Here is a 13,247-nt window from a genome sequence, read left to right as displayed (position 1 = left end):
GGCCAATCAGGGCGTAGCGTTGCGAGCCGGCGGAATTTCCGTTGGTTCCTCGGGGCGATTGGAGTCAATCAGAATGCTCACTCGCCGGTTACGAGCCCTGCCTTCGATAGTCGTATTGGTTTCCACCGGCCGGGTTTCGCCATAGCCGATCGCCGTCAGGCGCTCCGCCCCTACACCACCATCATTGAACAAGCGCAGGACCGTGGTTGCCCGCATCGCCGACAGTTCCCAATTGGAAGGAAATTGCGGCGTGGCAATGGGAATATTGTCGGTGTGCCCTTCGATCGTGATCGGGAAATCCGACTGAGCCAGGACGCTGGCAATTGCCAGCATGGCATTGATCGATGCCGGCTGCAGCTTCGATTGGCCGGCCGGAAAGAGAATACTGTCGTTGATCTCGATCGTCACGCCACGGCTTGTCTCCAGCAACCTCACCTTGCCTTGCGCAACCAGTGGCTGCAGGGCAGCCATGATGTCGCCGGCGACATTCTTCATTTTTTTGCGCTGCTCAAGCTTTTTCTCTTCCGCCTTGACCTGCTCGGGCAGCTTGTCAGGCTTGAGGATAGGCTGCGGCGGAATGGGCGGCGCGCCTTGAATCACCGCAATGGGCTGCCCTCCAACTTCGGCCGTCACATTCCTGAACGCGTTGGTCAGGGAGTTGGACAAAACCTTGTATTTTCCTTCGTTGACCGATGAGATCGCATACATCACAACGAAAAAGGCAAAAAGCAGGGTAATGAAATCGGCGTAGGACACCAGCCAGCGCTCGTGATTTTCGGGCTCTTCCACCCGGCGCTTGCGAGCCATTACAGCAGATAACCCCGAAGGCGGCCTTCGATGATGCGTGGATTATCGCCAACGGCAATCCCCACCAGACCGTCAATCAGCATCTCGCGGCTGGAGACCATCCGCGAAATGTAATACTTGAGCTTGCCGGCAATCGGCAGATAGACAAGATTGGCCAGCCCGACACCATAAATGGTGGCGACAAAGGCGACAGCAATCCCCGAGCCCAGCTTGGTTGGGTCGGAGAGGTTTTCCATCACATGGATGAGCCCCATCACCGCCCCCAGAATACCGATGGTTGGCGAGTAACCACCAGCTGACTCCCATATTTTTGCTGACTGGCGCCACTCGTCCTCAAAGGTATTGATTTCCACCTCAAGCAATTCACGAATACGCTCCGGATCAGCACCGTCGACAAGCAACTGCAAGCCTTTCTTGATGAACTCATCCTTGATGCCAGGGATGAAATTCTCAAGCGCCAGCAGTCCTTCGCGCCGCGACAACTGGCTCCAGTTGAGAATCTGGTCGACCAGGCGCTTCTGCTCAATCACCGGCGGCACCCAGACCCACTTGGCCATTTTCATCCCGCGTTTGAAGACATGCAGCGGACTCTGCAGCAGCACTGCGCCCAATGTCCCGCCACAAACAATCAACAGTGCGGTCGGCTGGACCAGCGAACCAATATTGCCACCTTCGAGCAGTTGACCGCCAAGAATGGCGATCAAGCCGATGGCAAGACCAGCCAGACTGATCTTATCCACTCACCTTCTCCTTGCGACGTTTCTTCGCTGCAGGCAACTCACCAATCACCTGACTACGCAAACGGGCGATCGCCTGACTGTGCAACTGGCAAACGCGGGACTCGGTAACCCCCATGACCTCACCGATTTCCCGCAAGTTAAGCTCCTGCTCGTAGTAGAGCGCCATCATCAGGCGCTCACGTTCAGGAAGACGGGAAATGGCTGTAACCAGCGTTTCCTTGACCTTCTTGTCTTCGAGAATATTGGCCGGATCTGCATCATTATCGGTGAAATGCCGTTCAAGAAAGCCCTCTTCACCATCGCTGGCGAAGTCGTCAAAATAAACCAACTGATGACCGCGGGCTTCATGCAGGGTTTTCTGGTAGTCCTCGAGCGACATCTCGAGCGCCTCAGCCAGTTCTCGCTCGGAAGGCGCCCTGCCGTGGGTGTGTTCAAGCTGATTGATGGCCCCCTCGATGCGCCGCAACTCGCGCCGCAGATTACGCGGCAACCAGTCATTTTCCCGCAGGCCGTCGAGCATGGCTCCACGCACGCGCTGCGTGGCATAAGTCTCGAACTGGGCACCAAATCCTTCCTGGTAGCGCTCCATCGCATCCAGCAAGCCCAGCATGCCGTTCTGCACCAGATCGTCGAACTGAACACTGGCCGGCAGGCGGGCCATCAAATGATAGGCGATACGCTTCACCAGCGGCACGAAGCGCTGAACCAACTGTTCCCTGTCTGGCTGCCCTGCAGCGGTATACATCAGGCTCGTAATACGTTCGGGGTTATGCGTTGGCTCAAGTGTAGCAGTTGCTGCATGAATTGTTCGACCCCGCCTGCCTCACTGTCGCCGCGCTGCCAGTAAAGCAGATCGGCAGCGATATCACGGAAAGCATGGGCGGAAGGAGAGTCAGGTGCCTGAACGAGGACGGAACGACACAATTGGCTGGCCTGGCGCAATGACTCGTCAAGCGGGATCGCACCGGCGTAGTCGAGACGGGCAATTCCGCGCTGAGCGGCTACCTGCGCAATGTTTTCATAAATTGAGCGCGCATCCGGCTGACTGCGCACCTTGTTCACCAGAATCCGGAACTGGCGCCGCGAGAAAGCGTGGCTGACTTTCTTGATCAGCGAATAGGCCTCGGTGATCGATGCACTGTTCCCCGACAAAACCACAACAGCCTCCTGCGAAGCGAGACCGAAAGGCGAAAAGCCATGCGGGTGTGCCATGCTGGCATCAACCAGAATCACGTCAACCGGACGCTCCAAGCCGGACATCGCATCGAGCAGAGTCTGCTGCTGTGGCAAGGACAGACGCCCCAGCTTCTTGACTGCCTTAGCAGCCGGCAGGACACGCAAGCCATTCATTGGCTGCAACAAAACCTGAGCCAGACTCAGTTCGCGCTGGACGACATTGAGCAAATCGTAATGGGCAATCAAACCGAAAGAGGAGGCGATATCGTCGCGCGAGGCATGCTCGTCGATGATCAACACTTCCTTGCCGAGACGCGCCAGGGCAGCACCGATATTGGCCACGGAAACACTGCGCCCAACGCCCTCGCAGCCCGCGACGAAGGTCACGACCTGCAGTTGCCCGCCGCCACCAAGCAGACGGCGCAGGCCAGCCGCCTGATCGACGCGAAAATCAGCCACGACGCCCACCTGCCGCGACCATGCCGGCATTGGCCATCAGCAGCCCCGGTTCGACACCATCGTATTTGTGCGGCGAGTTATCCGGCACGTCCTTGAAAGCGCGGTGCAACAGGTAACCCCGGTTGGGCAGGTGCAAATCTTCCGGCACCCGCTGACCATTGGATACATAGTGCAGCTTCAAGCCATGCCGCATGATCACGTCGAGCGGCGTAGCGAGACTGGCCGCCTCGTCGATCTTGGTCAGAATGCAGCCGGCCAGATTGTCACCTTCGTAGGCCCGCACCACATCGTCGAGCGTATCGCCGCGCGAAGTCGACGACAGCAGCAACAAACGCTGAACATCGCAACCGGCAAGCATGTCGGTCAGTTCAGGCACCAGCTTGTCCTTCTGGCTCATCCCCATCGTATCGACGAGAACCATGTGCTTGTGCTGCAGTTCTTTCAGAGTCTGACGCAACTCGGCAGCGTCCTTGACCAGATAAACCGAGACTCCAAGAATGCGGCCATAGATGCGCAATTGCTCGTGAGCGCCGATCCGGTAGCCGTCTGTGGTGACCAGAGCCACCTTGCTCGGACCGTGGCGGAGCACGCAACGTGCCGCCAGCTTGGCCGTGGTCGTCGTCTTGCCAACGCCAGTCGGTCCGACCAGCGCATAGACACCACCCCGATCAACGATATCGCCCTCATTCCCGATCGTAAACAGCGAACGGTCAGCCGCGCCCTTGACCCAAGCCATGGCCTGCGAACCATCCATTTCGAGCGGCAAATCAGCCAGCAGATCACGCGCAAACTGCGGCGAGAATCCGGCATCCAGCATCTGACGCAGAACATCCGTTTTCACCGGTTCGGAACGCGCCGACTCGCCCCAGGCAAAGCCAGCGAGATGCTGCTCGACAATCCGGCGCAACGAACGGATTTCGTCCATCACTTCCATCGGCACGACTTCGGCCGCCGGCTTGGGCTGAACACTTTGCGGCGCTTGCTGCGGCCGGACCTGCTGCTGCACCGGATTCGGAATCGGCGCTTGCGGCTGGACGGTCGACTGCTGCGGCCGCCCCATTTCCAGGTTGCGCAGCGAACCGGTGCGCGGAATGCCGGCATTCACTGTTCCGGTGGAGCGCGGCGAGGCAACCGCTGGTGCAACCGGACGGGTTGGTGCCGAAGCGACGGGCCGCGGCTGACCACCTTGGGCAAGATTGGCACGGGCCGAACTGAGCAGGACGCGATAATCATCGTCAGCTTCGGGCATGGAAACCGGAGCCGGCGCGGGACGACGCTCGGGCGGGGTGCTGTCGGCAACCTGGGTCGGCACAATCATCGCCATATCGCGAGCGGCCACCGCCATGATTTCAACCCCGCCGGGAATCCCCCGGTTGGAGAGGATGATCGCATCGTTACCGAGCGTCTCCTTCACTTTCCTCAAGGCATCCCTTGCGTTGGCGGCGATGAATTTTCTGACGTTCATGTCTTACCTCCGATGATCGAGGTCACCTTGATAATTCGTGTTTCTGGAACTTCGTTATGGGCCAGCACCTTCAACTGAGGAACGGTACGGCGCAGGAAGCGGGAAAGAAGCAGGCGCAGGCTGGCTGGAACCAGAAGAACAGCCGGCAGGCCGAGGCCTTCCTGGCGAGTCGACGCAGCAGCGGTTTCCCGGACCAGGGTATCGGCCAGGCCCGGCTCGAAACTGGTATTTTCGGAACCACCGGCGACGGCCTGCGCCAGCAGGCGCTCCAGCGTCGGATCAAGCGACATGACCTGCATCTCGCCAGAACCGGGGAAGAGCTGTTGGACAATCGCCCGACCCAGCGCATTGCGGACATGGGTCGTAAGTTCGTCGGCATTTTGCGTACGCGTCGCATGGTCGGCGACCGTTTCGATGATGGTCCGCATATCGCGGATATGGACACCTTCATCGAGCAAGCCCTGGAGAATTTTCTGCAGTGTTCCAAGCGGCAAGATCTTGGGCACAAGGTCCTCGACCAGCTTGGGCATTTCCTTGCCCAGGTGTTCGAGCAACTGCTGCACTTCCTGACGCCCGAGCAACTCTGCCGCGTGGGTCAAAATCAGATGATTCAGATGCGTGGCAACGACCGTCGACGAGTCGACCACGGTGTAACCATAAGCCTGAGCCTGATCGCGCTGACCGCCATCAATCCAGGTTGCCGGCAAGCCAAAGGCAGGATCCTTGGTTGCCGTTCCATTCAACGTACCGGCAACACGGCCGGGATTAATTGCCAGGAACTGGCCAACATAGGCTTCGCCCATGCCAACCTCGACGCCCTTGAGCAGGATACGATAGGCATTCGGCTTCAATTCGAGGTTGTCACGAATGTGGACCGGCGAGACAAGGAAGCCGACTTCCTGAGCAAACTTCTTGCGGATACCACGAATGCGCCGCAGCAACTCGCCGTCTTGCGACTTGTCGACCAGCGGAATCAGGCGATAGCCGACTTCAAGCCCCAGCACATCGAGCGGGGCCACGTCATTCCAGGTCGCCTCCATCGACTCCTGGGCCGGAGCAGGCGCAACCGCAACAGGTGCGGCAACGATCTGCTGCTCCTTCTTCTGCATCTTCCAGGCAGCCCAGCCCAGCCCGGAAGCCAGCGTCAAAAACACCAGGTTGGGCATACCCGGAATCAGCCCGAGGAAACCGACAATGGCGCCGGTAATGGCGATTGCCTTGGCATTGCGGAACATCTGACCGACCACCTGCTGGCCGATATCACGATCATCGGAAACACGGGTCACCACCATACCGGCGGCAATCGAAATGATCAGACCGGGAATCTGCGCGACCAGGCCATCACCAATCGTCAGCAGCGTGTAATTCTTGGCCGCCAGCCCGATTTCCATGTTGTGCTGGGCAACCCCAACCACCAGACCACCAACCACATTGAGCAGCATGATGACGATGCCGGCCACCGCATCGCCCCGCACGAACTTTGAAGCACCATCCATCGAGCCGAAGAACTCGGCCTCGCGCGAAATATCCTGACGCCGCTTGCGCGCGTCTTCTTCGCCGATCAGACCTGCATTGAGGTCGGCATCGATCGCCATCTGCTTGCCAGGCATCGCATCCAGCGTGAAGCGCGCCGACACTTCGGCCACCCGGCCTGCACCCTTGGTGATCACGACGAAATTGATGACCACCAGAATCAGGAAAACGACGATACCAACCGCAAAATTACCGCCAACCAGGAAGTGCCCGAACGCTTCGATCACCTTGCCCGCGGCGTCCGGCCCCTTGTGCCCCTCCAGCATCACCACCCGGGTCGATGCCACATTAAGAGACAAACGCAACAGCGTGGTCACCAGCAGAACCGTTGGGAAAACCGAGAAATCCAGGGTTTTTTGCGTGTTGACCGCGACCAGCAACACCAGAATCGAAATGGCGATATTGAAGGTGAACAACAGATCCAGTGCAAATGCCGGCAACGGCAAGACCATCATCGCCAGGATCATCAGGATCAGCATAGGCGCAGCAAGCTGCGTCACATTGAGGCGGGTCAGCAAGCCTTGCATGCCAAGTGAAGGAGCGGCCATTTACGCAGCCTCCGGAACGAGTTCGGGCGGCACTGAGAGGTCGCGAGGGGGCACAGGATAAACACCGCCCGCCTGACGCCAGTTGGCAAGCTGATAGATATAAGCAAGAACCTCCGCGACTGCGTTGTACAGGGCGGAGGGAATTTCTGTGTCAAGCTCGGCATGCTTGTACAAGGCCCGCGCCAATGGCGGCGCCTCGAGCACCGGTACCGCATGTTCGGCGGCGACCTCCCGTATCTTGAGCGCAATCGCCCCCATTCCCTTGGCAACCACTTTGGGAGCAGCCATGCCCGCCTGGTAAGAGAGCGCCACCGCATAATGAGTCGGATTGGTCACGATCACATTGGCCTGTGGCACCGAGGCCATCATCCGCTTGCGCGCAGCCTGCATCTGGAGACTGCGAATGCGACCCTTGACGTGCGGGTCACCCATCATTTCCTTCATTTCCTGCTTGACCTCTTCCTTGGTCATCTTCAGCTTGTCGAAGTGCTGCCACAACTGGAACGGAACATCGGCAGCCACGACCAGCACAAGGGCTGCAACCAGCACCAGGAATGAAAAGCTGACCAAGTGGCCAGCGTGAGCCAGGGCCGCCTCAAGCGGCTGGGCCAGCAAACCAAAAATCTCGTCACGCTCTTTCCAGATCAGCATGACGGCGACACCACCCAGCAAGCCGGCCTTGAGAACAGCCTTGCCCAACTCCATCAGACTGTTCCAGGAAAACATGCGCCCAAAGCCGGTGAGCGGATTCATCCGATTGATATCGGGCACCAATGCCTTTGGCGCAAACACCCAGGCATTCAAGAAGAAGGGGGGCAGCACGGCGGCGAGCAACAGCAGCGCAAGCAAGGGTGAAAACACCAGCAAGGCATCACTGGATATATCAGCCAGCCGGGGCAACATCTGGGCTGGCTCATGCATGAACTTTGGCTCAACGGAAAAGCCCTTGCGGACAATCGCCATGACACGCTGCGAAAACCAGCCACCCATCATCCAGAAGGCGGAGCCAGCAACGATCAAGACAAGGAAAGTACCAAGTTCACGGGAATGAGGGACCTGACCCTGCTCGCGGGCCTGCTCGATTCGCCTTCCGCTAGGCTCTTCGGTTTTTTCGAGGTCGCTGTCTTCTGCCATAACCGTCTTGGGTAGTAGTTATGGGCATTATAGGAAAAAACCTGAAAAAATAAAGAGGTACGTGTGTTTATTTAGCTTGTTTCTCAGCAGCCAACTGCAAGCACATGACGACAGAGTAAACTTTAAAAAGAAAAGAGGAGGCATAGCCTCCTCTCAACTCGTTGACCACAAAGGAAAATCAGACGAACTCTAGTGCCCGCATGGCAGCCCCCATGTCGGCATGCTGCCCGAGATCGGCCAGCAACTCCTTCATGTCGAGAATCAGCACGATCTGACCATTCGAAAGCGTAGTCACCCCGGCTACCCCACGCGGACGGAAGTCTTCAAGCGACTTGATCACCGCATCATCACGCCCGGCAAAACTATCCACTCCGAGAATGAAACTGCGCTCTGCGGTCTGCATGAAAACACCGTACTCCGGATAACGCTCAAGCGGCCAACCGAGCAAGCGCGCCAGGGAAATGACCGGCAACACTTCGCCACGCACGACCAGCGTTTCCTTGCCACCAACCTCCTGAATGCGCCCTTGTTCGATCGGCAGGATTTCCCGGACCAAAGAAAGCGGCAAGGCAAAAGGTTGATCGCCCAGCAAAACCAGCAAGACAGGCAAAATGGCCAAAGTCAGCGGCAGGGAAATAATGAAGACAGAGCCCTTGCCCGGCTCAGAACGAATTTCGATCGCGCCATTCAGTTTCTGGATATTGGTTTTCACCACATCCATGCCGACGCCACGACCGGAAACATCCGAAATCTGCGACTTGGTCGAGAATCCCGGCAGGAAGATCAGGTTCAGGCTCTGACGCTCATCCAGCGTATTGGCCTCCTCTTCCGAAATCAGGCCCTTTTCGACCGCCTTGGCACGGATACGCTCGGCGCTCATACCCTTGCCATCGTCAGCAATGATCAGAACAATATGATCACCTTCCTGACGCGCCTCGAGACGAACCAGACTCTTCTGCGGCTTGCCCGCAGCCTGCCGCTCAAGCGGCATTTCGACACCATGATCGACCGCATTGCGAATCAAGTGGATCAACGGATCGGCAAGATCCTCGATCATCGTCTTGTCGACCTCGGTTTCCTCACCAGCCAGGACCAGTTCGACATCCTTGCCTAACTGACGAGCCAAATCACGCGCGATCCGCGGATATTTCTGGAAGAGGCGACCAATCGGCTGCATCCGGGTTTTCATCACCGAATTCTGCAGATCCGACACCAGCAGATCGAGCTGACTTACCGCCTGATCAAGGGCATGCAAGGTCTCGGAATCATTCTTGCCCGCCAGAATATCGGCACGCAGGCTGGTCAGCCGATTCTTCGTCAATCCGATTTCACCGGAAAGATTCAGCACCTGGTCCAGACGCGAGGTATCGACCCGAATGGTATTTTCGCGACCACGCTCTTCCGTCCGTCGAGCAGCACTTGGCTGACCACCTGGACGATCCGTTGCACGACGACCGAAGGGAGATGGAGCTGCGGCTCCACCAGTAGTGGCCGCGGCCGTTCCTGCCGGAGCAGCGGTAACCGGCACTTGCGCCGCAACAGTCTCGGCCTTGGTGATGACCTCACCTTGTGCAGCTGTCGCTTCGCCGGTAACAGCAGCATGCAGTGCATTCCAGTCGGGCTCACCCGAGACACGCTCTGCAGGCTGCGCGGCAGCAGGCGCCGGAGCGGCATCTACAGCAGCGTGCGCAGCAGGCGGCTCACCGGTCAACGCACCTTGCAGGGCAGCGATCACCTCGGGATCGGCCGGCTGGGGCAAAACCATTTGCCCCAACTCGCCAAACATATCGCGCACGCCCTTGGTGGCAGCCATGATGATATCCATCAACTCAGGCGTCAGCTCGAGCTCGCCATTACGCAAGCGGTCAAAAAGATTTTCCGTCAGGTGGCACAGAGTCACCAACTCGGAGGCATTCAGGAAACCAGCACCGCCCTTGACGGTATGGAATCCTCGAAAGATGTCGTTGAGCAAGCTGCGGTCATCCGGCATCTTCTCAAGATCGACTAATTTGTTATCCACATCCGACAACAGATCGTGGGCTTCCTGCAAGAAATCCTGCAGCAGGTCTTCCATTCCGGCAAAGTCGCTCATCTTCGACCCCCCTCAGAAACCGAGGCTATCCAGCAAATCGTCAACCTGTTCCTGGTTGACAACGACATCGGTGCGCCCTTCGGCATTAACCACCGGCCCATTCATCAAATTATTGACCTCATCGGTGCGCTTGGCGTCCGGCACGATCTCCACCAAAACACTCATCAAGCCAGCCTCAAGCTCTTGCGCCAATGCAACGATTTTCTTGATGACCTGACCGGTCAAATCCTGAAAATCCTGCGCCATCATGATTTCTGTCAGTTGAGCATGGGTTGCCTTGGTCTTCTGCGGCATCTGCTCATTCAGGAAAGACCTTGTCTCAACGGCCAGTTGCTTGAAATCCTGCGGTGAAACCTGGTTAGCAAAGACCTGATCCCAGCGTTGCCCCAATGCGCGCGCACCAGTCTCAATTTCATCCACCAGCGGACTGGCAATATCGGTCGCATTCAAAACCCGACAAGCGGCCTGCTCAGTCAAATTTGCCACATATGCCAGGCGATCCTTGGCATCGGGCAACGCCGACACTGTTTTCTCAAGGAGTTTGTCGTATCCAAGCTGACCAAGGGTGTCGTGCAAGGCACGCGCCATGTGACCAATCCGGTTGAAGACAGACTCCTGGTTCGACCAACCCTCTGCCGGTTCACCCGGCGCGGAATTCGATGCGGAGTCAACGTGGGATGCTTGCGATTCCGCAGCCACGCTATCGAACAGCGCCTGCAAATCATCACTATCATCCGTTGCAGGAGCTGCTGACACGGCCGGAGCAGGCGCCTTCACCGGCTCCGGCGTAAAGTCGGCAGCAATCGAGTCGAAGAGGGCTTCCAGGTCATTGGAATCGTTATTTGCGGTCATGGTCACCTCAGGCCAAGCCCATCTTTTCGAAAATCTTGTTCAGCTTTTCAGACAAGGTTCCTGCCGTGAAAGGTTTCACGATATAGCCGCTGGCACCAGCCTGAGCAGCAGCAATAATGTTTTCCTTTTTGGCTTCGGCAGTAATCATCAAAACCGGAAGATGCTTGAGGGTGGGCGTTGCGCGAATCGTCTGCAACAACGTCAGACCATCCATGTTGGGCATATTCCAGTCGGTCACGACGAACTCGAAACCGCCACCTTGCAATTTTTGCAAGGCAATCGCCCCATCCTCCGCTTCATCAACATTGGTGTAGCCCAATTCCTTGAGAAGATTACGGACAATACGACGCATGGTGGAAAAATCATCCACCACGAGAAATCTCATTTTTGGATCAGCTGCCATGAGTACTCCAGAGCTTGCTTGTTATCGTTCAATCAGCGGGCGCAGCGTATCGGCCAGCGCTTCGGCATCGAATTTTGCGACGTAGGCATCAACCCCCACCGACTTGCCCATCGCACGATTGGCTTCGGATGAAAGAGACGAATGCATCACAACCGGCACGCCGTCAAAGCGGGGGTCCGACTTGATATTCTTGGTCAGCACATAGCCATCCATTTCCGGCATTTCTGCATCAACCAGAATCAAGCGAATCTCGTCGCGAATATTCTGACCACTCTGCAAGGCATGCGCAGCGATACCCTGCAAACGCGTCCAAGCCTCCATACCGTTGGTTGCATGCTTGTGGCGAACGCCCAGTTTGTCGAGCACTTCCGAAATTTTGCGGCGGGCCACAACGGAATCATCGACAAAGAAAACACTGGTGTCGGGATCAACCCGGGCCGGAGCGATATCAACAATCATCGCCTCGCCAAAGGCGTTGGCAAGAATCTGCTCGACATCAAGAATCGAAACCAGATTACTGCCATCAAGTTCGATAACCGCTGTAATCAATCCCTGATTAGCTGCCAAAACGCTTTCAGGCGCCTTTACCCGCTCCCAGTCGACACGAATGATTCGATCCACTTCGTGCACAAGGAAACCAAGCGTCCTCTTCGAGTACTCGGCCACCATCATCGTTTTTCCCAGCCCCGGGGCCACGCCATCAAGATGCATGAACGGCGCCAGAGAAAGCACGGGAATGACATTGCCACGCAGGGAAATCAACCCCTCGACACCGCGCGGCATGTTGGGCGTCTTGGTGATCCGTGGCGTGCGCCCCACCTCCCGGACCTTGAAGACGTTGATGCCGAATATTTCGCGCGTCCCCAAAGTAAAAAGCAAAATCTCCATTTTGTTGGAGCCAGCAAGACGGGTGCGAGCATCAACGCTGTCTAGCAGGTTTTTATTTTCAACGAGATCCATCATCCTCTCCCGCTAGTGTTCAGGCTGCCACGACCGGAGCGGAAACCTCGACGCCCAGGCGGCGTGCCAAGGTTTCGGAAAGCCGCTGCGGCTCAAATTTTGGAACATACTCATCAACCCCAACCGATTGTCCGAGTTTCTGATTCGACATGCCGGAGAGCGAGGAATGCATGATGACCGGAACGCCATTGAAACGCGGGTCCGACTTGATTTTCTTGGTCAGGATGTAGCCGTCCATTTCCGGCATTTCAATATCGGTCAGCACCAGATTGATCAGTTCGGAGACCGGCTTGCCAATGGACTGGGCGTAGGTCGCCACTTTTTCCATTTCTTCCCACATCTGTCGGCCATTGACCGCGCTCAAGCCTTTGACCCCCATGACACTGAGGGTACGCTCGATCTGCTTGCGGGCAACACTGGAATCATCGCAATAGAAAACCGTGCAATCCGGACGGTCAACCGGCACAACGCCACGGAACATGATTTCGTTGTCGATACTGGTGGTTTCCGAGAGGACTTTTTCAACGTCCATCATCATCACCAAACGGGCATCGTCGAGTTCCGTAACCGCGGTAACCAGACCGCCGGTCTGCGCCGTCAGCATTTCCGGCGGAACCCGCATCTTGCTCCAGTCGAGACGAAGAATGGTATCAACGCCTTCAACAAGGAAACCCTGCGTATGGCCGTTGTACTCGGTCACGATCATGATTTCACGCGGCGTATCGGCACTGATGCCTGAGTACTTGGCGAGATCGATCACCGGAACCAGCGCGCCACGCAAACTGACCATGCCTTCAACCGAAGCCGGCATGTCCGGCGCAGCAGTGATCAGCGGAGTACGCATGACCTCCCTGACCTTGAACACGTTGATCCCGTAGGTCTCGCGACGACCAGTACGCTGATCCACGCCAAGAAAAAATAGCAAAATCTCAAGCTTGTTGGTTCCCGCCAGCTTGGTTCGCGCGTCGATATTCTTCAACAACTCAGACATCGTAATCCCCTCGCACTTCGTGCAATCGGCTTGTTTAATGGCTTTGGCACCGATGCGAATCTAGCATACACGCTTTTCCATTCGCCT

Annotated in this window: 12 protein-coding genes; all 12 read right to left on the bottom strand. The window is 57.1% G+C overall.

Going from position 1 to position 13,247, the window contains the following annotated elements; genetic code table 11:
- Positions 1-6: 6 nt before the first annotated feature.
- Positions 7-807: a flagellar motor protein MotD gene (gene motD, locus KI612_RS04390; RefSeq protein WP_226442614.1), complete on the bottom strand. Its 801-nt coding sequence runs from the start codon at positions 805-807 to the stop codon at positions 7-9.
- Positions 807-1,547 (bottom strand): flagellar motor protein, encoded by a 741-nt coding sequence (locus tag KI612_RS04385; RefSeq protein WP_226442613.1) that lies wholly within the window; start codon positions 1,545-1,547, stop codon positions 807-809. Before KI612_RS04385 ends, motD begins: the two co-directional genes overlap by 1 nt.
- Complete coding sequence (locus tag KI612_RS04380; protein WP_226442612.1) at positions 1,540-2,292, bottom strand: RNA polymerase sigma factor FliA; 753 nt, start codon at positions 2,290-2,292, stop codon at positions 1,540-1,542. Before KI612_RS04380 ends, KI612_RS04385 begins: the two co-directional genes overlap by 8 nt.
- Positions 2,292-3,182 (bottom strand): MinD/ParA family ATP-binding protein, encoded by an 891-nt coding sequence (locus tag KI612_RS04375; RefSeq protein WP_226442611.1) that lies wholly within the window; start codon positions 3,180-3,182, stop codon positions 2,292-2,294. Before KI612_RS04375 ends, KI612_RS04380 begins: the two co-directional genes overlap by 1 nt.
- Positions 3,175-4,647: a flagellar biosynthesis protein FlhF gene (gene flhF, locus KI612_RS04370; protein WP_226442610.1), complete on the bottom strand. Its 1,473-nt coding sequence runs from the start codon at positions 4,645-4,647 to the stop codon at positions 3,175-3,177. The genes KI612_RS04375 and flhF overlap by 8 nt, the downstream gene beginning before the upstream one ends.
- Positions 4,644-6,728, bottom strand: a complete 2,085-nt coding sequence (gene flhA, locus KI612_RS04365; RefSeq protein WP_226442609.1) for a flagellar biosynthesis protein FlhA — start codon at positions 6,726-6,728, stop codon at positions 4,644-4,646. Before flhA ends, flhF begins: the two co-directional genes overlap by 4 nt.
- Positions 6,729-7,862, bottom strand: a complete 1,134-nt coding sequence (gene flhB / locus KI612_RS04360) for a flagellar biosynthesis protein FlhB (RefSeq protein ID WP_226442608.1) — start codon at positions 7,860-7,862, stop codon at positions 6,729-6,731. It abuts the gene before it with no gap.
- Between the two features lie 178 nt (positions 7,863-8,040).
- The gene (locus KI612_RS04355; RefSeq protein ID WP_226442607.1) at positions 8,041-9,954 is read right to left on the bottom strand and encodes a chemotaxis protein CheA; all 1,914 of its coding nucleotides are present in this window, start codon (positions 9,952-9,954) and stop codon (positions 8,041-8,043) included.
- Between the two features lie 12 nt (positions 9,955-9,966).
- Entirely contained in the window at positions 9,967-10,806 is an 840-nt protein-coding gene (gene cheZ, locus KI612_RS04350) for a protein phosphatase CheZ (RefSeq protein ID WP_226442606.1), read from the bottom strand.
- Positions 10,807-10,813: 7 nt separating this feature from the next.
- Positions 10,814-11,209, bottom strand: a complete 396-nt coding sequence (gene cheY, locus KI612_RS04345) for a chemotaxis response regulator CheY (RefSeq protein ID WP_226442605.1) — start codon at positions 11,207-11,209, stop codon at positions 10,814-10,816.
- Between the two features lie 21 nt (positions 11,210-11,230).
- Complete coding sequence (locus KI612_RS04340; RefSeq protein WP_226442604.1) at positions 11,231-12,169, bottom strand: chemotaxis protein; 939 nt, start codon at positions 12,167-12,169, stop codon at positions 11,231-11,233.
- Positions 12,170-12,188: 19 nt separating this feature from the next.
- Positions 12,189-13,160: a chemotaxis protein gene (locus tag KI612_RS04335; protein ID WP_226442603.1), complete on the bottom strand. Its 972-nt coding sequence runs from the start codon at positions 13,158-13,160 to the stop codon at positions 12,189-12,191.
- Positions 13,161-13,247: the final 87 nt, after the last annotated feature.

Origin of the sequence: Quatrionicoccus australiensis (assembly GCF_020510525.1) — a bacterium.
Classification (GTDB): Bacteria; Pseudomonadota; Gammaproteobacteria; order Burkholderiales; family Rhodocyclaceae; genus Azonexus; species Azonexus australiensis_B.
The sequence above is the reverse complement of the archived record's forward strand: the minus strand, read 5'-3'. Positions and strand labels throughout refer to the sequence as shown.